Below are 22,067 nucleotides of genomic sequence, written 5' to 3'. Positions count from 1 at the left end.
TGAATTTTACTTCAGTTAGTCACTCTTCAAGACTTGATATTTTTTTGCATCCGAAGATGCTGGATATCGTCTTGTGGAGTGCCCACACAGATTGTCTGATAAATTGTTAAAGAGCAGTGCCGAGAAACTCATCGGCGCGGGCTGCGTATACTACGCTTTTCGCCCGGAGAGTCAAGCGTTTATTTCGCTTTCTTCTCGCTGACCCGGCGGCTTGTCAGTCGTTGTTCCCGGTCAGTGGAGGCGCATTATAGGGAGTTCTCGGCAGGCCGCAACCCCTAATTGCAAAAAACTTTTCAAGCGTTCAAATAATCACCAAAAATGCCTTTTTAGGATGTTTATTAGTCAAAAAACACCGGTTTTAGCGCAGTAATAGCGGCAAACCCTGCAAACAGGAGCAAACGAAGATAAAGAAAAGGGAGCGGTCACCCGCTCCCTTTCATCTTTAATAGGCTTAACTGTCGTTATTGGCGTGCAACGATATGGTCGTTTTCCACATCCAGCGTTACCAGCTTGCCGGGGATCAGCTTGCCAGACAGGATTTGCTGCGCCAGCGGGTTCTCGATCTCCTGCTGAATAGCACGTTTCAACGGACGCGCACCATACACAGGGTCGTAACCGGTTTTGCTCAACAGTGCCAGGGCCGGTTCGGTCATGGTCACTTCGTAACCGCGCTCTTCCAAACGCTTGTACAGACGCGACAGCTGAATCTTGGCGATCGCAGCGATGTGTTTCTCGCCCAGCGGATGGAACACCACCACTTCATCGATACGGTTGATGAACTCCGGACGGAAGTGGTGACTCACCATCTCCATCACCGACTCTTTCATCTGCGCGTAGTTCATCTGACCGAAATGCTCCTGGATCAGATCGGACCCCAGGTTGGACGTCATGATCACTACAGTATTGCGGAAATCGACGGTGCGGCCCTGGCCATCGGTCAGGCGGCCGTCATCCAACACCTGCAACAGAATATTGAATACGTCCGGGTGCGCTTTCTCGACTTCATCCAGCAGGATCACCGAGTAAGGCCGGCGGCGCACGGCTTCCGTCAGGTAGCCGCCCTCTTCATAGCCGACATAACCCGGAGGCGCGCCGACCAGACGCGAAACGGAGTGTTTCTCCATAAACTCGGACATGTCGATACGCACCATGGCGTCGTCGCTGTCGAACAGGAACGAAGCCAGTGCCTTGCAGAGCTCGGTTTTCCCCACCCCGGTCGGGCCAAGGAACAGGAACGAACCGATCGGCCGGTTAGGATCGGACAACCCGGCGCGGCTGCGGCGGATAGCGTTAGAGACCGCGCTGACCGCTTCGTCCTGGCCAATCACTCGCGAATGCAGCTCTTGCTCCAGACGCAGCAGCTTGTCGCGCTCGCCTTCCAGCATTCTGGCCACCGGGATCCCTGTGGCGCGCGCCAGCACTTCAGCAATCTCCGCATCGGTCACCCGGTTGCGCAGCAGCTTCATGCTCTTGCCTTCGGCCTGCGTGGCGGCGGCGAGCTGTTTCTCCAGCTCAGGGATCTTGCCGTACTGCAGTTCCGACATCCGCCCCAGATCGCCGACGCGGCGCGCCTGCTCCAGGGTGATTTTGGCCTGCTCGAGTTCCGCCTTGATGTTCTGAGTACCGGAGAGCGACGCTTTTTCCGCTTTCCACTCTTCTTCCAGCTCCGAATATTCGCGTTCTTTCTGCCCCAGCTCATCGCTGAGCATGTCCAGGCGTTTCTTACTGGCGTCGTCCGACTCTTTATTCAGCGCCTGCTGTTCCAGCTTCAACTGAATGATGCGGCGCTCAAGCCGATCGAGCGATTCAGGCTTGGAGTCCATCTGCATGCGAATGCTGGACGCCGCTTCGTCGATCAGGTCGATAGCCTTGTCCGGCAATTGACGATCGGCGATATAACGGTGCGAAAGCGTTGCCGCCGCCACGATGGCCGGATCGGTGATCTGCACGTGGTGGTGCAGTTCGTAACGCTCTTTCAGGCCGCGCAGAATAGCGATAGTGTCTTCCACGCTTGGCTCCGCCACATACACTTTCTGGAAACGACGCTCGAGCGCCGCATCCTTCTCTATATATTGACGATACTCATCCAGCGTGGTGGCACCGACGCAGTGCAGCTCGCCGCGCGCCAGCGCCGGCTTGAGCATATTACCCGCATCCATCGCGCCATCCGCCTTACCGGCGCCGACCATGGTGTGCAGTTCGTCGATAAACAGGATAACGCTGCCTTCCTGCTTGGCCAGATCGTTGAGCACGCCTTTCAGACGCTCTTCAAACTCGCCGCGGTATTTGGCGCCGGCGATCAAAGCGCCCATATCGAGGGACAATACGCGCTTGTGCTTCAGCCCTTCCGGCACTTCGCCGTTGATGATGCGCTGCGCCAGGCCTTCGACGATGGCGGTTTTACCTACGCCAGGTTCGCCGATCAGCACCGGGTTGTTTTTGGTGCGGCGTTGCAGCACCTGAATGGTACGACGGATCTCTTCGTCACGGCCGATCACCGGGTCAAGCTTGCCCTGCTCGGCGCGTTCGGTCAGATCGATCGTGTATTTCTTCAATGCCTGCCGTTGGTCTTCGGCGCCTTGGTCTTCCACGCTGTCACCGCCTCTCATTTGTTCAATGGCTTTGCTGATTTTGTCGGCCGTCGCGCCGGCCGCTTTCAACAAGTCGGTCAACGAGCCGCGGTCTTCCAGCACCGCAAGCACAAACAGCTCGGAAGAAATGAATTTGTCCGCGCGCTTCTGCGCCAGCTTGTCGCACAGGTTCAGAACGCGCACCAGCTCATGGGACGGTTGAACGTCGCCACCGGTGCCTTCTACCTGCGGTAAACGGGACAGCGCCTGTTCGATCTCGGTGCGCACGCGCCCGGCATCGATACCTGCGGAAGTTAATAGTGGACGAACCGTGCCCCCTTCCTGATTGAGCAGGGCGCTCATCAGATGTAGCGGTTCAATAAACTGGTTGTCGTGCCCAAGGGCTAGTGACTGGGCATCGGCGAGGGCAAGCTGGAATTTGTTGGTAAGACGATCCAGACGCATAACACCTCCAAGATGGGTCGAAATTGCTACTGGAGATTAAATGAGGTCATCCCTCAAATTTTCAAGGTTATCTCGACGCTAAATTTTCGGTACAACGCCATGCGTCGTTGGATCGTCCTAATTCAATAGGTTATATCAGCCAGATTAAACTTGCCAGACGTCCGGTTATTCCGTCGCGCCGATAGGAGAAAAAATGGCTCATTTCGTTAACCGTACAGCGGTCGCCGCCGTAGATGGCCTGAACGCCCGCACGCAACAAGCGTTGGCGAGCCAGCAAGTAGATATTAGCCAAAAACTTATCGCCGTGCGGGGTAAATGCCGCTGCGGCCTCAGCGTCTTCCGCCATGAAAGCGGCGCGCACCTCCGGCCCGACCTCAAACTGCTGCGGGCCGATCGCCGGCCCCAGCCAGGCGCTAATTTGGCCCGGCGCGGCGCTGAACGCCGCCACGGTTTGCTCCAGTACGCCGTGGCATAGCCCACGCCAGCCGGCGTGAGCGGCGGCCACTTCGTCGCCGTGCTGCGAGCAGAACAGCACCGGCAGACAATCCGCCGTCATCACGGCACACACCTGCCCCGGCACGTTGCTGTACACCGCATCCGCCCGCAGATCGGCGGGCGCTTGTCCCGTCAACGTCACCACGCGAGTGCCGTGCACCTGCTCGAGCCACACCGGCATCTGCGGCAAGCCGGCGGCGATAACCAATCGTTCCCGATTGCGCTTCACCGTTTGCTCCTCGTCACCGACGTGAGCGCCGAGGTTCAGCGAGTCATAAGGCGGCAGGCTGACGCCGCCGCGACGCGTGGTGCTGCAGGCCTTAACGCCGGCAGGCAACGGCCAGTCAGGCAGAATGAGCGAGCTCATTACCAGTCCATCTGATCTTTGAATTCTTCGGTGTCCGCCTTCAGCGCGTTGATCAGATCGACCATGTCCTGCGGCAGCGGCGAATGCCACTCCATCTGAATACCGCTAATCGGATGATACAAACGCAGCATAGTGGCGTGCAGCGCCTGACGGTCAAAACCGCGCAGCGTATTGATGAAGGCTTCCGAAGCGCCTTTCGGCGGACGCGGACGACCGCCGTACAGCGGATCGCCCACCAGCGGATGGCTGATATAGGCCATGTGCACGCGGATCTGGTGAGTACGGCCGGTTTCCAGGCGCAGGCGCAGGCGGGTGTGCGCGCGGAAGTGTTCCATGATGCGGTAGTGCGTTACCGCCGGTTTACCCATCGGGTGCACCGCCATATGGGTACGCTTGGTGGAATGACGCGCGATAGGCTCTTCTACCGTGCCGCCGGCGGTCATGGTGCCGATCGCCACCGCTTCGTATTCACGGGTGATTTCACGCGCCTGCAGCGCTTCCACCAGCCGGGTTTGGGCCGGCACGGTTTTCGCCACCACCATCAGGCCGGTGGTGTCTTTGTCCAGACGGTGCACGATGCCGGCACGCGGCACGTCGGCGATTTCCGGGTAGTGGTACAGCAGCGCATTGAGCACCGTGCCGTCCGGGTTACCGGCGCCAGGGTGCACCACCAAATCGCGCGGTTTGTTGATCACCAGGATGTCGCTGTCTTCATAGACGATATCCAGCGCGATATCCTGTGGCTCCCAACGCGCCTCTTCTTCAATCTGTGCATCGATGGCGACGGTCTCTCCGCCCAGCACCTTCTCTTTCGGTTTGTTTGACGTTTTGCCATTGACCTTCACCCGATCGCCCAGGATCCACTCTTTTATGCGAGATCGTGAATAATCAGGGAACAATTCGGCCAAAGCCTGATCTAAACGTTGTCCGAGTTGAGATTCGGCCACCGTTGCGGTGAGTTGTACTTGTTGTGCCATATGCAGCTTCTTCGTTAACGTTGGGTTTTCACGGCGATGCCGTTTAATATAATGTGCTATTGTACCTGGTCTTTGTCGGGAGCTTAACGGACAGTCTCCCGGAATAACACCCTGAGGATAATCAAAACGTCATGACGCGTATGAAATATCTGGTGGCGGCAGCCACGTTGAGCCTGGCGCTGGCAGGTTGCTCCACATCCAAGGATGCGGTTCCCGACAACCCACCTTCGGAAATCTATGCTACCGCGCAGCAAAAACTGCAGGACGGTAACTTCAAGGGCGCGATTACGCAACTCGAAGCGTTAGATAACCGCTATCCTTTCGGGCCGTATTCCCAGCAGGTCCAGCTGGATTTGATTTACGCCTACTATAAGGCCGCCGACTTGCCGATGGCTCAGGCATCCATCGATCGCTTCATGCGTCTGAACCCGACGCACCCGAACATCGATTACGTGATGTACATGCGCGGCCTGACCGACATGGCGCTCGATGACAGCGCTCTGCAGGGCTTCTTCGGGGTTGACCGTTCTGACCGCGATCCTCAGCACGCTCGCGCTGCGTTCCGCGACTTCAGCCAGTTGATTCAGCAATACCCGAACAGCCAATACGCGACCGACGCCAACAAGCGTTTGGTGTATCTGAAAGACCGCTTGGCCAAGTATGAGCTTTCGGTGGCGGAATACTACACTAAACGCGGTGCTTACGTCGCGGTCGTTAATCGCGCCGAGCAGATGTTGCGTGAATTCCCGGATACCAAAGCGACGCACGACGTGTTGCCGCTGATGGAAAATGCCTACAAGCAGCTGCAGCTGAACGGCCAGGCTGACAAAGTGGCCAAAGTGATCGCCGCCAACCCGCAATAAGCGCGCGTCGGCAACGGCAGAAAAGCAAAACGGCAGCCTCGGCTGCCGTTTTCATTGGCGTCGACCTGGTTTTCACTGGAAAAATACACAAGTAAAAACACGGTGTTAGCTAGTGCTCCTCACCGGTCAACTCATCAATAATGCGCCATCCGGCGACAACTCTCAAGCATTAGATAGCCAATTCAAATGCTGAATCACAGATTGAACTAACTTTGCAAAAAGTGACAAAAAATCGTGATTTACATCACGCATTTAAACAAAAAGCGGGGTATGCTGGATTCACCAAGACGGAAAGACAGAGAGGTAAGTTATATGACATTGAACATTACCAGCAAACAAATGGATATCACTCCCGCAATCCGCAATCACGTCGAAGACCGTCTCACCAAACTGGAAAAATGGCAGACCCAGCTGATTAACCCACATATCGTCTTATCCAAAGAACCGCAAGGGTTTGTCGCCGATGCTACCATTACCACGCCTAACGGCCCGCTGGTCGCCAGCGCCAAACATGATGACATGTATACCGCCGTTAATGAGCTGATCGCCAAGCTGGAGCGCCAGCTGAACAAGGTGCAGCACAAAGGCGAAGCGCGCCGCTGCAATGCCAGCGTGAAAGACATCGTGCCGGAAGTCACGCAAGAGCAGGAATAACCCTCCGACTGCGGTTGCCGCATCAAACGCGCCCGAGGGCGCGTTTTTTGTCGGGTATTTTTGTTGACGGGGTAAAAGCCAGCGGTTACTTTAAAACCTGTTCGCATTAACCTTAGGTAGACCATGCCACGCACACCGTTTTTCTTCGCATTCTTTTTTACCTTCCCCTGACTGGGAGGCGTTTCGTCGTGTAAGAAAGAATGCGAAGACGAACAACAAGGCCTCCTGGAAACAGGAGGCTTTTTTTATGGCTGTTTTACAACGAATAAGAATTGAAGGCGGAAGCTGATTATGACTGACAACCCGTTATTGGTGCTGCGCGAGCGCATCAGCACACTGGACTTGAAACTGTTGGCCCTGCTGGCGGAACGCCGTGAACTGGCGATCGAAGTCGGCAAGACCAAGCTGCACTCTCACCGTCCGATCCGCGACAAAGAGCGCGAACGCGATCTGCTGGATGCGCTGATCGCCGCCGCCAAACCCTACGACCTGGACGGCTTCTACGTCACCCGCCTGTTCCAACTGATTATCGAAGATTCCGTCCTGACCCAGCAGGCGCTGCTGCAGCACCAGCTCAACCCTGTCAGCCAACACGCCGCACGCATCGCCTTCCTCGGCCCGAAAGGCTCTTATTCACATCTGGCGGCACGCCAATATGCCGCCCGCCATTTCGATCGGCTGATCGAATGCGGTTGCCAGAAGTTTCAGGATATCTTCGCCCAGGTGGAAACCGGCCAGGCGGACTACGCAATTTTGCCGATCGAGAATACCAGTTCCGGTTCGATTAACGAGGTGTACGATCTGCTGCAGCACACCAGCCTGTCGATCGTCGGCGAACTGACCAACCCGATCGACCACTGTGTTCTGGTGGCCGGCGATAGCGACCTGAGCCAGATTGAAACCGTCTACAGCCATCCGCAGCCGTTCCAACAGTGCAGCCAGTTCCTTAACCGCTTCCCGCACTGGAAAATCGAGTACACCGAAAGCACCGCCGCGGCGATGGAGAAAGTCGCCAAGCTGAATTCGCCGAAGGTGGCGGCGCTGGGCAGCGAGGCCGGCGGCGCGTTATACGGGCTGCAGGTGCTGGAACACAACCTCGCCAACCAACAGCAGAACATCACTCGCTTCATCGTCCTGGCGCGCAAAGCGATCGACGTATCTGAACAGGTGCCGGCCAAAACCACGCTGATTATGGCGACCGGCCAGCAATCCGGCGCGTTGGTCGAAGCGCTGCTGGTTCTGCGCGACAACGGCATCATCATGACCAAACTGGAATCACGCCCGATCAACGGCAATCCGTGGGAAGAGATGTTTTATATCGATGTGCAAGCCAATCTGCGTGCCGACGCGATGCAAAAAGCGCTGCGCGATCTGGCGCCAATCACCCGCTCGCTGAAGGTACTGGGCTGTTACCCAAGCGACACCGTGGTGCCGGTCAACCCATCCTGAAACCATAAAAAAAGGTTCGGCCAAGCCGAACCCTTTACGTTTACCGCCCGCGTTTTACTGTCGGCTGTCGTTAGCCTGCCGCAACAGCGTGCGGCTCTCCACCAGGAAGCGTTGGGCGTAATCGCCGAACCAGTGCTCCACCTTGCGGAAACTGTCGATAAACGCCTGTTTGTCGCCATGCTCCAACAGCTTTATCGCCTCGCCGAAGCGCTGGTAGTAACGCTTAATCAGCGCCACGTTTTCTTCCGACGACATGATGATATCGGCGTAAAGTTGCGGATCCTGCGCAAACAGGCGGCCAACCATCGCCAGCTCCAACCGGTAGATCGGCGAGGAGAGCGCCAGCAACTGCTCCAGTTGCACGTTCTCTTCCGCCAGATGCAACCCGTAGGCGAAGGTGGCGAAGTGCCGCAGCGCCTGAATAAACGCCATGTTCTGATCGTGTTCGACCGCGCTGATGCGATGCAGCCGCGCGCCCCACACCTGCAGCTGCTCAAGCAACCATTGGTAAGCCTCCGGCTGGCGGCCGTCGCAGTAAACCACTACCTGCTTCGCCACGCTGCCCACGTCCGGGCCGAACATCGGGTGCAATCCCACCACAGGGCCGCTGTGCGCCGCCAACATCGCATGCAGCGGACGGTTCTTCACCGACGCCAAATCCACCAGAATACAGTCGGCAGGCAGCGTCGGCAGGCGGCTTATCACCTGCTCGGTCACATGGATCGGCACGCTGACGATCACCATGCCGGCGTCTGCCAGCAGCTGTTCCGCCTGCGGCCAATCTTCCTGATCCAATACCCTGACCTGATAACCCGACAGCGTCAGCAAGCGGTTGAACAGCCGGCCCATCTGGCCGTTGCCGCCGATGATGACGATCGGCCGCAGCTGCGGACACAGAGTTTTAAAGCCTTTATCATTCTCGCTGACGTACGATTCGCGCATCACGCGGCGCAAGACGTCCTCGATCAGATCCGGCGGCACCCCGAGGTTTTCCGCCTCCTGGCGACGCGAGGCCAGCATCGCGGCTTCGCGCTCCGGTACGTAAACCGGCAGGCCATGACGGCTTTTGACTTCGCCCACTTCCGCTACCAGATGCAGGCGTTTCGCCAGCAGATCCAGCAGCGCTTTATCCACCTCATCGATTTGATCGCGCAGCGCGGTCAGTTCTGCCACCATAACTTACTTTTCTCCCGTGCGAGCCGTCAGCGCAGCGCCGAGTTCCTGATGCATATGACGCAGCAGAGTTTCCGTGCTCTCCCAGTTGATGCAGGCATCGGTGACGGACACCCCGTAACGCATGTCTGCACGCGGCTGTTCGGAAGACTGGTTGCCCTCATGCAGATGGCTCTCCAGCATGATGCCGGTGATCGAACGGTTACCCGCCTTGATCTGCTCCACCACGGACTCGGCAACCGCCGGCTGACGGCGATAGTCTTTATTCGAGTTGCCATGGCTGCAATCTATCATCAAGGACGGATGGAGTCCCGCCTCAAGCATCTGTTTTTCACAGGCCGCAACGTGCTCAGCGCTGTAGTTCGGGGTTTTGCCGCCGCGCAGGATCACGTGTCCGTCCGGGTTGCCCTGCGTCTGCAGCAGGCAAACCTGGCCTGCCTGGTTGATGCCGACGAAGCGGTGCGGCATAGCGGCGGCGCGCATGGCGTTGATGGCGGTGCCCAAGCTGCCGTCGGTGCCGTTTTTGAAGCCGACCGGCATCGACAGGCCGGAGGCCATTTCGCGGTGGGTCTGAGATTCGGTGGTGCGCGCACCGATCGCCGACCAACTGAACAAGTCCCCCAGGTACTGCGGGCTGTTCGGATCCAACGCTTCGGTAGCCAAAGGCAAGCCCATGCCCACTAAATCCAGCAACAGGCGACGCGCGATATGCAAGCCTGCTTCAACGTCAAACGAACCGTCCATGTACGGATCGTTGATCAAACCTTTCCAGCCGACAGTGGTTCTGGGTTTTTCAAAGTAGACGCGCATAACGATATACAGCTGATCGCTCAAGTCAGCCGCCAGGGTTTTCAAACGACGGGCGTAGTCCAGCGCCGCGTCCGGATCGTGGATCGAACAAGGCCCACACACCACCAACAGGCGATGATCGCGCCCCTGCAAAATGTTGGCGATAGTGTTGCGCGCAGTGGCGATCTCATTTTCGTCGTCGGCGCTGAGCGGGAACTGGTTCTTCAGCTCCTCCGGCGTGATGAGAACCTGTTCTGCACTGATGTGTACGTTATTGAGCGCGTCTTTTTGCATGATGCTATTCCTGTCGTTTGGCGTTATGCGTTGAAATGGAACATTGAGCGTTTCAGGGCTCTACCCTATCACGATATGTAAAGTTTTCAATCCATTTTCCGTAAATAAAAAATTACCGCAATTATTCTGATTAAATCACCTTTGAAAAAGAGTTGAAAAAACCAACATAAATACAGTAAATACATGCATTTAATAAATCAAAAAAACCTTCACCACACCTTAGCCACCCGGTCTAAGAAAAATGAACACATGTAAATTTATTTGTACACATGATTTTACAGCGAAGATACGCCGCCGATCTCGGCACCGACGCCTGTGCGAAGCAGGATCAGCACGAAATGCCGCCAAAAGCGATGATTTTAAGTAGAAGAAAAGCGAATAAATGAGGGATAAAAATTAAAAACTTAAGCTAATGACGGCTATTTTTGTCGCCGAAATGAACCGATATAATGTGATCGTCATCAACAATAATTCCCCTTAACAACTGGATCCAAGATGCTCTCTTCTCGCGCTCGTCGCGCTTTTCCGCTGTATATTTGCTGCTTAACGACTTTCACCAGTGTTTCAGCCCTTGCCGACAATACGCTTTTCACCGCGATGGACGATCCGGCCACCGCCAAGAAACCGTTCGAAGGCAACGTGCAGGCGGGCTACAACGCCCAGTCAGGCAACTCGCAGAGCTCCACCCTGTTGGCCAACACCAACATGACCTGGTTCAATAGCGACGCGGCGTACAGCCTGTGGGGGGCGGCCAACAACACCACCTCCTCCAACGTGCGCTCGTCCGAAAAATACCAGGCCGGTGGCCGTACGCGCTATAACCTGACCGATCGCAACTACCTGTTCGGTCAGGCCAGCTGGCTGAGTGACCGTTTCAACGGTTACGACTCACGCTCCACGCTGACCGGCGGCTACGGCCGTCAGCTCCTTAACGGGCCGCTCAGTGACCTGCGGGTGGAATTCGGTCCCGGCGTGCGCCATGACGAGTACCATGGCGGCGGCCGTGCAACCAAGGGGCTAGCCTATGGTGCGGCCAACTATTCCTATCAGTTGACCGATAACACCAAGTTCATTCAGGGCGTTTCCGCGCTGGCGAACGAAGAAACCACGCTGAACTCGGAAAGCGCGTTGAACGTGGCGATCAACGATCGCTTCTCATTGCGCGTAGCTTACACCGTGACCTACAACAGCAAACCGCCGGCCTCGGCGCCGAAGAACACCGACACGACGACCTCGGTCACGCTGGTCTACGGCCTATAATATCCCCCCAATTATTTCTCGAAGCCCATCATTGATGGGCTTTTTTTATGCCGGCCGCCCTCTTTTGCACAATCTGCTAAAAATATTCATCCCACCCATTGACGACTTTAGCAAATAGCTTAATACTGTATGCATATACAGTAATTATCATACAGACCAGGAGCATGATGGATATCGATAGCGAGCTCTCACGCATCGATGCCTCCGGCTCCCGAGATTCTGTAAACGAAGCGAGCATAAGGCTATGGAGAAAATCACCTCATTCATCACCTACGCCATGGCGCTGTTTCTCGCCTGGCTCGGCAAGCTGTCTCCGCAGGACATTGCCTTTTTAGTCGGTGCGGCGGTAGGCATCGGCACGTTTCTGGTGAACTGGTACTACCGACGTAAAAGCCTGCAGATCTTGAAGGCCATTGAGCGCAATGCGACATCTCGGAGGAAAATTTACGATGAGTGCAACCGTTAAGCGCTGCAGCGTCGCCGCCGTTTTGGCCATCGCCGTGCTGTTGCCGTCATTTGGCGAGCTGCAAACCTCAGAAGCCGGTCTCAGGCTGATCGCCGATCTCGAAGGTTGCCGCCTGTCGCCTTACCAGTGCAGCGCCGGGGTGTGGACGCAGGGCATTGGGCACACCGCTGGCGTCATCCCTGGTAAAGCGATCGATGAACGCAAAGCCGCGATGGATTTGGTCGACGATGTTCGCCGCACCGAGCGCGGCATGGCCACCTGCCTGCCGGATACGCTCTCGCAACAAACCTATGATGCGGCGATCGCTTTCGCCTTCAATGTGGGCGTCAGCGCAGCCTGCCGCTCTACGCTGGTCGCGCTGCTGCAACAGCGCCAGTGGCGGCAGGCCTGCGATCAGCTGCCACGCTGGGTTTACGTAAACGGAAAGAAAAACAAAGGGCTGGAACAGCGACGCGCCATGGAACGCGCACTGTGCTTGCAAGGCATTGCCTCATGATGACGAGTTCGCTCGCCAAAGGATGATGCCACACCAATTTCACTTAATTTGTTCAAGGGGGTTCTTATGATGCACTGTCCACTATGCGGTCACGTGGCCCACACTCGCTCCAGCCGCTATTTGAGCGAGTCGACCAAAGAGCGTTACCATCAATGCCGCAACATCAATTGCAGTTGCACGTTCGCCACGCACGAGTCCGTTGCACGGGTGATCGTCAAACCTGGCGATGACATTGTCCCGGCGCAGCCGCACCCGCCGGAAAATCAACATAAACAAAGCGCCGCCGCGCTGTAATGCCAAAAGCCCGCTGACGGAGGCTTTTTAATGTCACGGCCAGGCAGCTAAGCCTCTCAAATGCAACGTGATAGATTTTTCAGATAAAAAAAAGGGGTTGGCACAATGCCAACCCCTGATAACTATTAACTTTTGGATGCAGCGTTAGTTAACGCGGTTCAGACGCTCTTTGATACGAGCAGCCTTACCAGTACGTTCACGCAGGTAGTACAGTTTAGCTTTACGAACGGCACCACGACGTTTAACAGTAATGCTGTCGATTACTGGGGAGTGAGTCTGGAATACGCGCTCAACACCTTCGCCGTTGGAAATCTTACGAACAGTGAATGCAGAGTGCAGACCGCGGTTACGGATAGCGATAACCACGCCCTCGAATGCCTGCAGACGTTTTTTGCTACCTTCAACGACCCATACCTTCACTTCCACGGAATCACCCGGACGGAATGCAGGTACGTCTTGTTTCATCTGCTCTTGTTCAAGTTGCTTAATAATGTTGCTCATAATATGTCTCTTACCCTAGGTAAACTGATATATCGGTCCCGTCTGATGTCAGACGCTTCCTTCATAGTCCTGTTGCCTGGTCTGATGTTCCCGTTGGAACTCAGCCAGCAACACCGCTTGCTCGTCAGTCAGAGCTAGGCTTTCTAGAAGTTCAGGTCTTCTAAGCCAGGTTCGGCCCAGCGACTGCTTTAAGCGCCAGCGACGTATCTCGGCATGGTTGCCCGACAGCAGAACCGGCGGTACCTCCATCCCTTCCAACACCTCGGGGCGGGTATAGTGCGGGCAGTCCAGCAATCCGTCGGCGAAGGAGTCTTCCTCCGCTGAGGCCTGATGGCCCAGCACACCCGGTATGAAACGGGCGACTGAATCAATCAGGGTCATCGCCGGCAGTTCCCCGCCGCTGAGAACGTAATCGCCGATTGACCATTCTTCGTCAATTTCGGTTTGGATTACGCGCTCGTCTATCCCTTCGTAACGGCCGCACACCAGAATCATCTTCTGATTGGCCGCCAGTTCGCACACGCCGGTTTGATCCAGCTTGCGCCCCTGAGGTGACAGATAAATCACCTTTGCTCCCTCGCCTGCCGCTGCTTTCGCCGCATGAATGGCTTCCCGTAAAGGTTGCACCATCATCAGCATTCCCGGGCCGCCGCCGTAAGGGCGATCGTCCACGGTACGATGCCGGTCGTAGGTGAAGTCGCGCGGACTCCAACACTGCACGCTCAGCAGGCCATTTTTTACTGCCCGGCCAGTCACCCCGTAATCGGTGATAGCACGGAACATCTCAGGAAACAGGCTTACAATACCGATGAACACAAGCCAATCCCCTTACCGTTATTCCACTTGCTTCGACCGTTTGATCCGGGGGTCAAAAACCAGGATCCCAATCTGCCTCAATCACGCGGGCAGTGAGATCGACTTTCTTGATAACCTGCCCATGAAGAAACGGAATCAACCGCTCCTTCATGCCGAACGCATCTTTCAGGTTCGCTTTCACAACCATCACATCGTTCGAGCCGGTTTCCATCATATCGATGACTTTACCCAGCTCGTAGCCGGCGGTGGTGACTACCTGGCAGCCCATCAGGTCTTTCCAGTAGTAATCGTCACCCTCCAGCGGAGGAAGTTGCTCAGAATCCACCATAATCTCGCGATTAGTCAGCAGATTCGCCGCGTCCCGATCGTCAATGCCTTTGACCTTGATGATCAGATCCTGACTGTGGCGCTTCCAGTCTTCCAACTCGATATGCTGCCACTGACCCGCCTGCTGGATAAACCACGGCTGATAGTCAAAAATGCTTTCGGCGTTCTCGGTGGATGAAAACACTCTGAGCCAACCACGAATGCCGTAAGCGGACCCCATTTTACCGAGTACAATCGGCTGCTTAGGCGCTACCGGTTTGAGTTGCTTGCTCATTGCCACCACCGCGACAGATTAAGCTGCTTTCTTAGCGTCTTTGATCAGCGCGTGAACGCGATCAGAAACGGTTGCACCCAGACCAACCCAGTGCTCGATGCGGTCCAGGTCCAGACGCAGTGCTTCAGCCTGACCAGAAGCGATCGGGTTGAAGAAGCCTACGCGCTCGATGAAACGACCATCACGAGCGTTGCGGCTGTCGGTCACTACTACTTGATAGAACGGACGCTTTTTAGCGCCGCCACGTGCCAAACGAATTGTTACCATAACATCCTCTTTAGTTAATAAAACAGCCGGGCCCCATTGAGGGACGGGGCCCGGTTGCAATATAAAAAGCCCGAAAATTTTACTCATTTTGGCGCAAAAAGCAATCTAAAGCGTCGATCGCAGGGGACAACTTTTGCAGCCTGTCAAATTTCGGGCGGTTTTCACCGCGAACGGCGAATGCTGAAAGCGCCCGCACTCAGCGTGCGGGGGCCCGTCAGCGGCCTGGGAAGCCCGGCGGCATCATGCCTTTCATGCCGCGCATCATCTTCGCCATACCGCCTTTCTTCATCTTCTTCATCATACGCTGCATTTCGTCGAACTGCTTCAGCAAGCGGTTGACGTCCTGCACCTGCATGCCGGCCCCCATCGCGATGCGGCGCTTGCGCGAGCCCTTGATGATTTCCGGTTTGGCGCGCTCTTTCAGCGTCATCGAGTTGATGATCGCCTCCATGCGCACCAGCACTTTGTCGTCCATCTGCGACTTGACGTTATCCGGCAGCTGGCCCGCGCCCGGCAGCTTGCTCAGCATGTTGGCCATGCCGCCCATGTTGCGCATCTGCTTGAGCTGCTCCAGGAAGTCGGTCAGATCGAAACCGTCACCCTTCTTCAGCTTGTTGGCCAGCTTCTCCGCCTGCTCGCGGTCGACCTTGCTTTCGATATCTTCGATCAGCGACAGCACGTCGCCCATGCCCAGGATGCGCGATGCCACGCGATCCGGGTAAAACGGCTCCAGCGCTTCGGTCTTCTCGCCGACGCCGAGGAACTTGATCGGCTTGCCAGTGATATGGCGGATGGACAACGCCGCACCGCCGCGCGCATCGCCGTCGACCTTGGTCAGCACCACGCCGGTCAGCGGCAGCGCTTCGTTAAACGCCTTGGCGGTATTGGCGGCGTCCTGGCCGGTCATGGCGTCGACCACGAACAGGGTTTCCACCGGCTTGATCGCCGCGTGCACCTGTTTGATCTCGTCCATCATCGCTTCGTCAACGTGCAGACGGCCGGCGGTATCGACAATAAGGACATCGTAGAACTTCAGCTTAGCCTGTTGCAGCGCGCGATTGACGATGTCGATCGGTTTTTCTTTGACGTCAGACGGGAAGAAGTCGATGCCGACGCCTTCCGCCAGCGTTTCCAGCTGTTTGATCGCCGCCGGGCGATAAACGTCCGCGGAAACCACCAACACTTTCTTCTTCTGTTTTTCTTTCAGGAACTTGCCGAGCTTACCGACGCTGGTGGTTTTACCGGCGCCCTGCAGGCCCGCCATCAGCACCACGGCCGGCGGCTGAGCCGCCAGATTCAGCTCGGTGTTGACTTCGCCCATCGCGGCGATCAGCTCGCCTTTGACGATCTTGACGAACTCCTGCCCCGGCGTCAGGCTCTTGTTGACTTCATGGCCAACCGCGCTCTCTTTGACGCGGTTGATGAAGTCGCGCACCACCGGCAGCGCAACGTCCGCTTCCAGCAATGCCATACGCACTTCACGCAGGGTTTCCTTGATATTCTCTTCGGTCAGCCGCCCGCGGCCGCTGATATTGCGCAACGTGCGCGACAATCGATCGGTTAAATTTTCAAACATCGTCTCATGCTCAACGTGTAATGACAGGCCGCTCCGGCGACACAATTGCGCCGATGATAACACGAAGCGCGCAGGATCTCTGCCTCAGCGTTGGAGATAGGTTGGAGTGAAACGCGCGCAACGCTATACTGACACTCCAATTAACCACGCCGAAGCAAAATTAAACGCTATGCCAGTTTTCTCCATTGTGGCTTTGATGGCCTACCTGCTCAGCCTTGGACTGATCATTCCCAGTTTGTTGCGGAAGAATAGCGCATACCGTCGGCTCGCCCTCGTCTCGGCGGTGGTGGCGCTGATTTGCCACGCCATCGCGCTGCAGCAGCGCATCTTTGACGTCAGCGCCGGGCAGAATCTCAGCCTGCTGAACATTGGTTCTATCGTCAGCCTGATCATCTGTTCGGTGATGACCTTCGTCGCTTCACGCGATCGCGGCTGGTTCCTGCTGCCGATCGTCTACAGCTTCGCGATGATCAATCTGGCCTTCGCCAGCTTCATGCCCGGCGAGTTCATCACTCACCTGGAAGCCAGCCCGGAATTGATGGTGCATATCGGCCTGGCGCTGTTCTCTTACGCCACCCTGATCATCGCCGCGCTCTACGCCTTACAGCTCGCCTGGCTCGACTACCTGTTGAAAAACAAGAAGCTGACCTTTAGTGCCGACATGCCGCCGCTGATGAGCATCGAGCGCAAGATGTTCCATATCACCCAGATCGGCGTGGTGCTGCTGACGCTCACCCTGTGCACCGGCCTGCTGTACATGGATAACCTGTTCAGCAAAGAGAACGTGCATAAAGCCGTGCTGTCGATCATGGCCTGGTTCGTGTATATCGTGCTGTTGTGGGGCCATTACCATGAAGGCTGGCGCGGCCGCCGCGTCGTCTGGTTCAGCTTCGCCGGCGCCTTTCTGCTGACGCTCGCCTACTTCGGCAGCCGTCTGATTCAGCAGGTGATGGTGCGCTAGGCCAGCCCGGTCCAATTCTCCCTCTCTATAAGGAATACTGCATTGGAGCATGTGTCGACGGGGACCCTCATCATTATCCTGGTGATCATGATCGTGGTCTCCGCTTACTTCTCCGCTTCCGAAACTGGCATGATGACGCTCAACCGTTATCGCCTGCGTCACCTGTCCAAACAGGGCAACCGCTCGGCGCGCCGGGTGGAGAAGCTGCTGCAAAAACCGGATCGGCTGATCGGCCTGGTGCTGATCGGCAACAACCTGGTCAACATCCTTGCCTCGGCGCTGGCGACCATCGTCGGCATGCGGCTGTATGGCGATCTGGGCGTGGCGATTGCGACCGGCATACTGACTTTCGCCGTGCTGCTGTTCGCCGAAGTGCTGCCGAAAACCTTCGCCGCGCTCTATCCGGAACGCATCGCCTTCCCCAGCAGCGTCTTGCTGGCGCCGTTGCAAAAGGTGATGTTCCCGCTGGTCTGGCTGCTCAACGGCATCACCAGCCTGACCTTGCGTCTGTTCGGCATTCGCACCAACGTGCGCATCAGCGACGCCGTCAGCAAGGATGAGCTGCGCACCATCGTGCGTGAATCCCAGTCGCAGATCTCCCGCCGCAATCAGGACATGCTGATCTCGGTGCTAGACCTGGAAAAGGTGACGGTCAACGACATCATGGTGCCGCGCACCGAGATCGTCGGCATCGACGTCAACGACGACTGGAAGTCAATCATGCGCCAGCTGACCCACTCGCCACACGGCCGCATCGTGCTGTATCGCAGCTCGCTGGACGATGCGATCGGCATGCTGCGCGTGCGCGAAGCCTATCGCCTGATGACCGAGAAAAAAGAGTTCAACAAAGAGAACCTGCTGCGCGCCGCCGATGAGATCTATTTCGTTCCGGAAGGCACGCCGCTCAACGTGCAGCTGGTGAAATTCCAGCGCAACAAAGAGAAGGTCGGCATCGTGGTCGACGAGTACGGCGACATTCAGGGCCTGGTCACGGTGGAAGACATCCTCGAGGAGATCGTGGGCGATTTCACCACCTCGATGTCACCCACGCTGGCGGAAGAAGTCACGCCGCAAAGCGACGGTTCGGTCTTTATCGACGGCACCGCCAACGTACGCGAGCTGAACAAGGCCTTCAACTGGACCTTGCCGGCCAACGAGGCTCGTACCGTCAACGGCATGCTGCTGGAAGAGCTGGAAGAGATCCCCGAAATCGGCACCCGGGTGCGCATCGGTCATTACGATATCGACATCCTCGACGTGCAGGGCAACATGATTAAACAGGTGCGGGTAACGCCGATCACCTCGCTGCAGTCCAGCGTCGGCCATCATTAGCCCTCGGCCAGAACGTAAAAAAGACGCGAAATCGCGTCTTTTTTTATTTTGCGGGCCACGCACGACTAGATATGCAGTTCCTGCAGCTTCTCTTTCGGCAGCGCCAGCTCGTCGTTGTGGTTCACCACCACGCCGTGATCCAGAATGTGCTTGGCGATTTCCTGCGCTTCTTCCAGCGAGTGCATATGGTAGGTGCCGCACTGGTACTCGTTAAGCTCAGGGATCTTGCGCTGGTCGGTCACTTTCAGCACGTCGGCCATCGCCGCTTTCCAGGCATCGGCAACGCGCTGCTCTTCCGGCACGCCGATCAGGCTCATGTAGAAACCGGTGCGACAGCCCATCGGGGAGATGTCGATAATTTCCACGCCCTGGCCGTTCAGGTGGTCACGCATAAAGCCGGCGAACAGGTGCTCCAGCGTGTGAATGCCGCGCTCGGGCATCACTTCCAGGTTCGGGCGGCAAAAGCGCAGATCAAACACCGTGATGGTATCGCCATGAGGCGTTTTCATGGTTTTTGCAACGCGGACAGCCGGAGCTGCCATACGGGTATGATCGACGGTAAAGCTATCCAGCAATGGCATTTCGCTACCTCCTCGTAAAAGAGCATTTATTTCGAAACTTTTTTTCCTAACCGGGAAACCTTTTCCAACCCTGCGAGTCTGAGTATGTGAAAGACGCGCATTTGTTATCATCATCCCTGTCATCAGAGATGCATATTTGGCCACATTGATGTGGCCTTTTTCTTTTTCAGCTTCCGCCGTTTTGCTTCAGGAACGCTTCAAAGCTTAGCGTATCATTGGCTTCTATGTCGCGTTGACGCTGCCACGAGGCTTCTCGCTCTTTATCCAGCTCGGCTTCGTTCAGGATTTCCAACGGTTCTTCCAGCAATGTCTGGCGATACTGCTCCGCCAGCTGCAAACCGACGCGCCCGGTGCCTTCCGCCTTCATGGCCTTGAGAATGCGCGCGGAGAAGGTCAACTCGGGATCGTCAAACGCGGCGACCAGCTCATCGCACACCTGCTGGTATTGACGATCGCCGGCTTCGCCGTCCAGCACTTCCGCCACCCGGCGCAGATCGGCGAACAGCGCCTTGCCGACTTTCTCCAGCGGCTCATGGCTGGCGCCACAGCCGATGCCGATGGTCTGGCCCGGCTTGCGCCCTTCGAGGATCACCCGGTTCCAGTTCTTGCGCGTGCACAGCAGCTCATCGCTGCTCATCTCCGGTGCATCCGCCAGCGCGCACCACACCAGGAACAGATCCAGGAAACGCGCCTGCACCGCATCCACGCCGATCGGCGAGAATGGGTTGATGTCCAGCGAACGCACTTCAATGTATTCGATACCGCCGCGCAGCAGCGCGTCCGACGGCGTCTCGCCGCTTTGGGTCACGCGCTTTGGCCGGATCGGCGCATACAGCTCGTTCTCGATTTGCAGAACGTTGCTGTTCAGCTGCAGGTAGCGATCGCCCTCTTTCACGCCCAGCTTGGCGAACTCTTCGGAAGGCGTGGCGATCGCCCGCTTCAAACCGGCCACATAGCTGTGCAGATCGTTGAAGGTGATGCCCAGATTACTCTGCGATTTATTGGTATAACCCAAGTCGCTCAGGCGCAACGAAGTGGCGTACGGCAGGTAGCACATCCCCTGCTCGGTGCGCTCGAACGGCAGATTGGTCTCGCGCCCTTTGAGGAACGAAGAACAAATGGCCGGCGATGCGCCGAACAGATACGGGATCACCCAGCCGAAACGGTAATAGTTGCGGATCAGGCGGAAATAACCGGCCGAGATCTGCTCTTTACCGCTTTCTGCGTCCTGCACGCCGGCCCAGGCCTGCCAAAATTCCAGCGGCAGCGAGAAGTTGTAGTGCACGCCGGAAATGGTCTGCATCAGCGCGCCATAGCGATTCTTCAGCCCTTCACGGTACAGCGTCTTCATGCGGCCAATGTTCGACGAACCGAACTGCGCCAGCTCGATGTCCTGCTCGGCTTCGATAAAGCACGGCATGCTGAGCGGCCACATGCGCTCATCGCCAATGTTGCGCGCCACGTAGCGATGAATATCGCGCAGGAACGTCAGCAAGTGATCGATATTGTCATCAACCGGCGTAATGAACTCTAACAGCGCCTCGGCGAAATCCGTGGTGATCCAGTGGTGCGTCAATGCCGCCCCCAGCTTTTCCGGATGCCCGGTGGTCGCCAAGGTGCCGTTCGGCGTGACTCGCAGCGTTTCACGCTCGATGCCGCGACGAATGCCTTTTAATGCCTGGGGATGGGCTTCCAACCAAGAAAGCGCCTGTGATACGTCCGGGATCAAATTGACCTCCCGCTTCTAAAAACAATAACTCGTAAGCATACTGAATCCGCATCCGAGAGAATATTGAGTTATATTCACTTGGTTACTGCCACCAGGCGATGCCCTGTACCGTTATCATAGCCAAAACGATGTAACGCAGCGCCTTTCCGATACACAGAAACAGCGCGACAGAGCCCCAGGGCATGCGCAGCCAACCTGCCAACACGCACAACAAATCGCCCACCACCGGCACCCAGCTAAGCAACAGCGCAGCCGGGCCAAAGCGTTGCAGCCACCCGAGCGCCGTTGCCAGCCCCCGCTGTGGTTTCAACGCCGGTAACAGGCGCCCGATAATGACATTGGTCAACCCGCCAAGAGTGTTGCCCAGGGTCGCGGCCAGCACCAGCAACTCCGGCGAGACGCGACTCTGGGTCAGCAAGGCGACCAGAACGATTTCTGAATTTCCCGGCAGCAGCGTCGCACTGAGGAAGCTGCTGCCAAATAACGATATTACGGCTAGCGTACTACTCACAGCGTACGAACGTCTACCACAGCCATGCCGGCATTTTTCGCCGCCTGAATGCCAAACTCGGCGTCTTCAAACACCACGCATTTTTCCGGCGGCACGCCGATCAGTTCGGCACAGCGCAGGAAGGTATCCGGCTCCGGTTTATGGCGCTGCACGTCGTCCGCACCGACGATCGCGTCGAAGCAGTTGAACAGGCCGAGATGACGCAGCAGCATTTCCGCCATGCGGTGCTCGCTGCCGGTGCCGACCGCCATCGGACGGCGGCCGTGATAGGACTTCACCACCTCGATCAATGGCAATGGACGCACGCTATCCAGCAGCATCGCTTCCACCGCGCGCGTTTTCTCCGCCGCAAGGTGATGGGGATCGAGATCGGCCTGATGGCTGGCGATAATCGCCTGAGCGATGCGCCAGGTCGGTGAACCGCTCAGCGCCACCATGGCCGCTTCATCAAACGTCATGCCATAACGGGACAGCACTTCGCGCCACGCTTTACGGTGCGTTGACTCAGTGTCCAGAATCGTGCCGTCCATGTCGAAAATAAGACCCTGATAGCGGTCGTACATCGTTACTCCATGATCGT

At 56.9% G+C, this 22,067-nt stretch carries 24 protein-coding genes and 1 other annotated feature; of the genes, 10 read left to right on the top strand and 14 right to left on the bottom strand.

All coding sequences use genetic code 11. The features are described from left to right. Positions 1-461: 461 nt before the first annotated feature. The 3 genes from clpB to rluD form a co-directional block, all read right to left on the bottom strand. Complete coding sequence (clpB, locus tag ACJ8KE_RS16215; protein ID WP_025301647.1) at positions 462-3,035, bottom strand: ATP-dependent chaperone ClpB; 2,574 nt, start codon at positions 3,033-3,035, stop codon at positions 462-464. Positions 3,036-3,165: 130 nt separating this feature from the next. After that, positions 3,166-3,897, bottom strand: a complete 732-nt coding sequence (yfiH, locus tag ACJ8KE_RS16210) for a purine nucleoside phosphorylase YfiH (protein WP_016929011.1) — start codon at positions 3,895-3,897, stop codon at positions 3,166-3,168. Continuing rightward, complete coding sequence (gene rluD, locus ACJ8KE_RS16205) at positions 3,897-4,874, bottom strand: 23S rRNA pseudouridine(1911/1915/1917) synthase RluD (RefSeq protein WP_274985224.1); 978 nt, start codon at positions 4,872-4,874, stop codon at positions 3,897-3,899. The genes yfiH and rluD overlap by 1 nt, the downstream gene beginning before the upstream one ends. Positions 4,875-5,005: 131 nt before the next feature. Between rluD and bamD the strand changes: the two genes are divergently transcribed. The 4 genes from bamD (at position 5,006) to pheA (ending at position 7,840) form a co-directional block, all read left to right on the top strand. After that, complete coding sequence (bamD, locus tag ACJ8KE_RS16200; RefSeq protein ID WP_004932456.1) at positions 5,006-5,737, top strand: outer membrane protein assembly factor BamD; 732 nt, start codon at positions 5,006-5,008, stop codon at positions 5,735-5,737. A 312-nt stretch (positions 5,738-6,049) separates the two neighbouring features. Next, positions 6,050-6,391 carry a ribosome-associated translation inhibitor RaiA gene (gene raiA, locus ACJ8KE_RS16195; RefSeq protein WP_004932457.1) on the top strand — a complete coding sequence of 114 codons (342 nt, stop codon included), beginning with the start codon at positions 6,050-6,052 and terminating at the stop codon, positions 6,389-6,391. Positions 6,392-6,513: 122 nt separating this feature from the next. Continuing rightward, positions 6,514-6,640 (top strand) — a sequence feature (Phe leader region). Continuing rightward, positions 6,515-6,562, top strand: a complete 48-nt coding sequence (locus tag ACJ8KE_RS16190; protein ID WP_101428074.1) for a hypothetical protein — start codon at positions 6,515-6,517, stop codon at positions 6,560-6,562. (Overlaps the previous feature by 48 nt.) 42 nt (positions 6,641-6,682) lie before the next feature. Continuing rightward, positions 6,683-7,840: a bifunctional chorismate mutase/prephenate dehydratase gene (pheA, locus tag ACJ8KE_RS16185; protein WP_284065469.1), complete on the top strand. Its 1,158-nt coding sequence runs from the start codon at positions 6,683-6,685 to the stop codon at positions 7,838-7,840. A gap of 54 nt (positions 7,841-7,894) precedes the next feature. Here the strand turns inward: pheA and tyrA are convergent, their stop codons facing one another. Then, entirely contained in the window at positions 7,895-9,016 is a 1,122-nt protein-coding gene (tyrA, locus tag ACJ8KE_RS16180; RefSeq protein WP_033641292.1) for a bifunctional chorismate mutase/prephenate dehydrogenase, read from the bottom strand. Between the two features lie 3 nt (positions 9,017-9,019). Further along, complete coding sequence (locus ACJ8KE_RS16175; protein ID WP_016929016.1) at positions 9,020-10,096, bottom strand: 3-deoxy-7-phosphoheptulonate synthase; 1,077 nt, start codon at positions 10,094-10,096, stop codon at positions 9,020-9,022. A gap of 495 nt (positions 10,097-10,591) precedes the next feature. Here ACJ8KE_RS16175 and ACJ8KE_RS16170 point away from each other — a divergent pair, with 495 nt between their 5' ends. The 4 genes from ACJ8KE_RS16170 (at position 10,592) to ACJ8KE_RS16155 (ending at position 12,612) form a co-directional block, all read left to right on the top strand. Beyond that, the gene (locus ACJ8KE_RS16170) at positions 10,592-11,356 is read left to right on the top strand and encodes a DUF481 domain-containing protein (protein WP_028127834.1); all 765 of its coding nucleotides are present in this window, start codon (positions 10,592-10,594) and stop codon (positions 11,354-11,356) included. Positions 11,357-11,600: 244 nt separating this feature from the next. Next, positions 11,601-11,822: an HP1 family phage holin gene (locus ACJ8KE_RS16165; RefSeq protein ID WP_004932472.1), complete on the top strand. Its 222-nt coding sequence runs from the start codon at positions 11,601-11,603 to the stop codon at positions 11,820-11,822. Further along, positions 11,806-12,318 carry a lysozyme gene (locus tag ACJ8KE_RS16160; protein ID WP_016929020.1) on the top strand — a complete coding sequence of 171 codons (513 nt, stop codon included), beginning with the start codon at positions 11,806-11,808 and terminating at the stop codon, positions 12,316-12,318. The genes ACJ8KE_RS16165 and ACJ8KE_RS16160 overlap by 17 nt, the downstream gene beginning before the upstream one ends. A 66-nt stretch (positions 12,319-12,384) precedes the next feature. Beyond that, entirely contained in the window at positions 12,385-12,612 is a 228-nt protein-coding gene (locus tag ACJ8KE_RS16155; protein WP_016929021.1) for an ogr/Delta-like zinc finger family protein, read from the top strand. A gap of 144 nt (positions 12,613-12,756) precedes the next feature. Here the strand turns inward: ACJ8KE_RS16155 and rplS are convergent, their stop codons facing one another. The 5 genes from rplS to ffh form a co-directional block, all read right to left on the bottom strand. Continuing rightward, positions 12,757-13,113 (bottom strand): 50S ribosomal protein L19, encoded by a 357-nt coding sequence (gene rplS, locus ACJ8KE_RS16150; protein ID WP_015376707.1) that lies wholly within the window; start codon positions 13,111-13,113, stop codon positions 12,757-12,759. Positions 13,114-13,161: 48 nt separating this feature from the next. Next, entirely contained in the window at positions 13,162-13,929 is a 768-nt protein-coding gene (trmD, locus tag ACJ8KE_RS16145) for a tRNA (guanosine(37)-N1)-methyltransferase TrmD (protein ID WP_016929022.1), read from the bottom strand. Positions 13,930-13,981: 52 nt separating this feature from the next. Beyond that, positions 13,982-14,530, bottom strand: coding sequence for a ribosome maturation factor RimM (rimM, locus tag ACJ8KE_RS16140; protein ID WP_019455135.1), 549 nt, complete (start codon positions 14,528-14,530; stop codon positions 13,982-13,984). Between the two features lie 18 nt (positions 14,531-14,548). Then, positions 14,549-14,797 (bottom strand): 30S ribosomal protein S16, encoded by a 249-nt coding sequence (gene rpsP, locus ACJ8KE_RS16135; RefSeq protein ID WP_004932501.1) that lies wholly within the window; start codon positions 14,795-14,797, stop codon positions 14,549-14,551. A gap of 214 nt (positions 14,798-15,011) precedes the next feature. Beyond that, positions 15,012-16,373, bottom strand: coding sequence for a signal recognition particle protein (ffh, locus tag ACJ8KE_RS16130; RefSeq protein ID WP_004932504.1), 1,362 nt, complete (start codon positions 16,371-16,373; stop codon positions 15,012-15,014). Positions 16,374-16,542: 169 nt separating this feature from the next. Here ffh and ACJ8KE_RS16125 point away from each other — a divergent pair, with 169 nt between their 5' ends. Together ACJ8KE_RS16125 and ACJ8KE_RS16120 are read left to right on the top strand one after the other, a co-directional pair. After that, positions 16,543-17,334, top strand: coding sequence for a cytochrome C assembly family protein (locus tag ACJ8KE_RS16125; protein ID WP_004932506.1), 792 nt, complete (start codon positions 16,543-16,545; stop codon positions 17,332-17,334). A gap of 42 nt (positions 17,335-17,376) precedes the next feature. Next, positions 17,377-18,666 carry an HlyC/CorC family transporter gene (locus ACJ8KE_RS16120; RefSeq protein WP_442517312.1) on the top strand — a complete coding sequence of 430 codons (1,290 nt, stop codon included), beginning with the start codon at positions 17,377-17,379 and terminating at the stop codon, positions 18,664-18,666. Between the two features lie 65 nt (positions 18,667-18,731). On the opposite strand, the gene luxS is transcribed toward ACJ8KE_RS16120, so the two are convergent. The 4 genes from luxS to yqaB form a co-directional block, all read right to left on the bottom strand. Further along, positions 18,732-19,247, bottom strand: coding sequence for an S-ribosylhomocysteine lyase (gene luxS, locus ACJ8KE_RS16115; protein WP_033641910.1), 516 nt, complete (start codon positions 19,245-19,247; stop codon positions 18,732-18,734). A gap of 166 nt (positions 19,248-19,413) precedes the next feature. Next, positions 19,414-20,976: a glutamate--cysteine ligase gene (gshA, locus tag ACJ8KE_RS16110; RefSeq protein WP_033641909.1), complete on the bottom strand. Its 1,563-nt coding sequence runs from the start codon at positions 20,974-20,976 to the stop codon at positions 19,414-19,416. An 82-nt stretch (positions 20,977-21,058) separates the two neighbouring features. After that, positions 21,059-21,487, bottom strand: coding sequence for a YqaA family protein (locus ACJ8KE_RS16105; RefSeq protein WP_004932520.1), 429 nt, complete (start codon positions 21,485-21,487; stop codon positions 21,059-21,061). Beyond that, positions 21,484-22,050: a fructose-1-phosphate/6-phosphogluconate phosphatase gene (gene yqaB / locus ACJ8KE_RS16100; protein WP_042783715.1), complete on the bottom strand. Its 567-nt coding sequence runs from the start codon at positions 22,048-22,050 to the stop codon at positions 21,484-21,486. Before yqaB ends, ACJ8KE_RS16105 begins: the two co-directional genes overlap by 4 nt. Positions 22,051-22,067: the final 17 nt, after the last annotated feature.

It is taken from the genome of Serratia sp. CY56464 (assembly GCF_052168435.1).
GTDB classification, from domain to species: Bacteria; Pseudomonadota; Gammaproteobacteria; order Enterobacterales; family Enterobacteriaceae; genus Serratia; species Serratia marcescens.
Note: the sequence above shows the minus strand (reverse complement) of the source record. Positions and strands in the feature narration are given on the sequence as shown.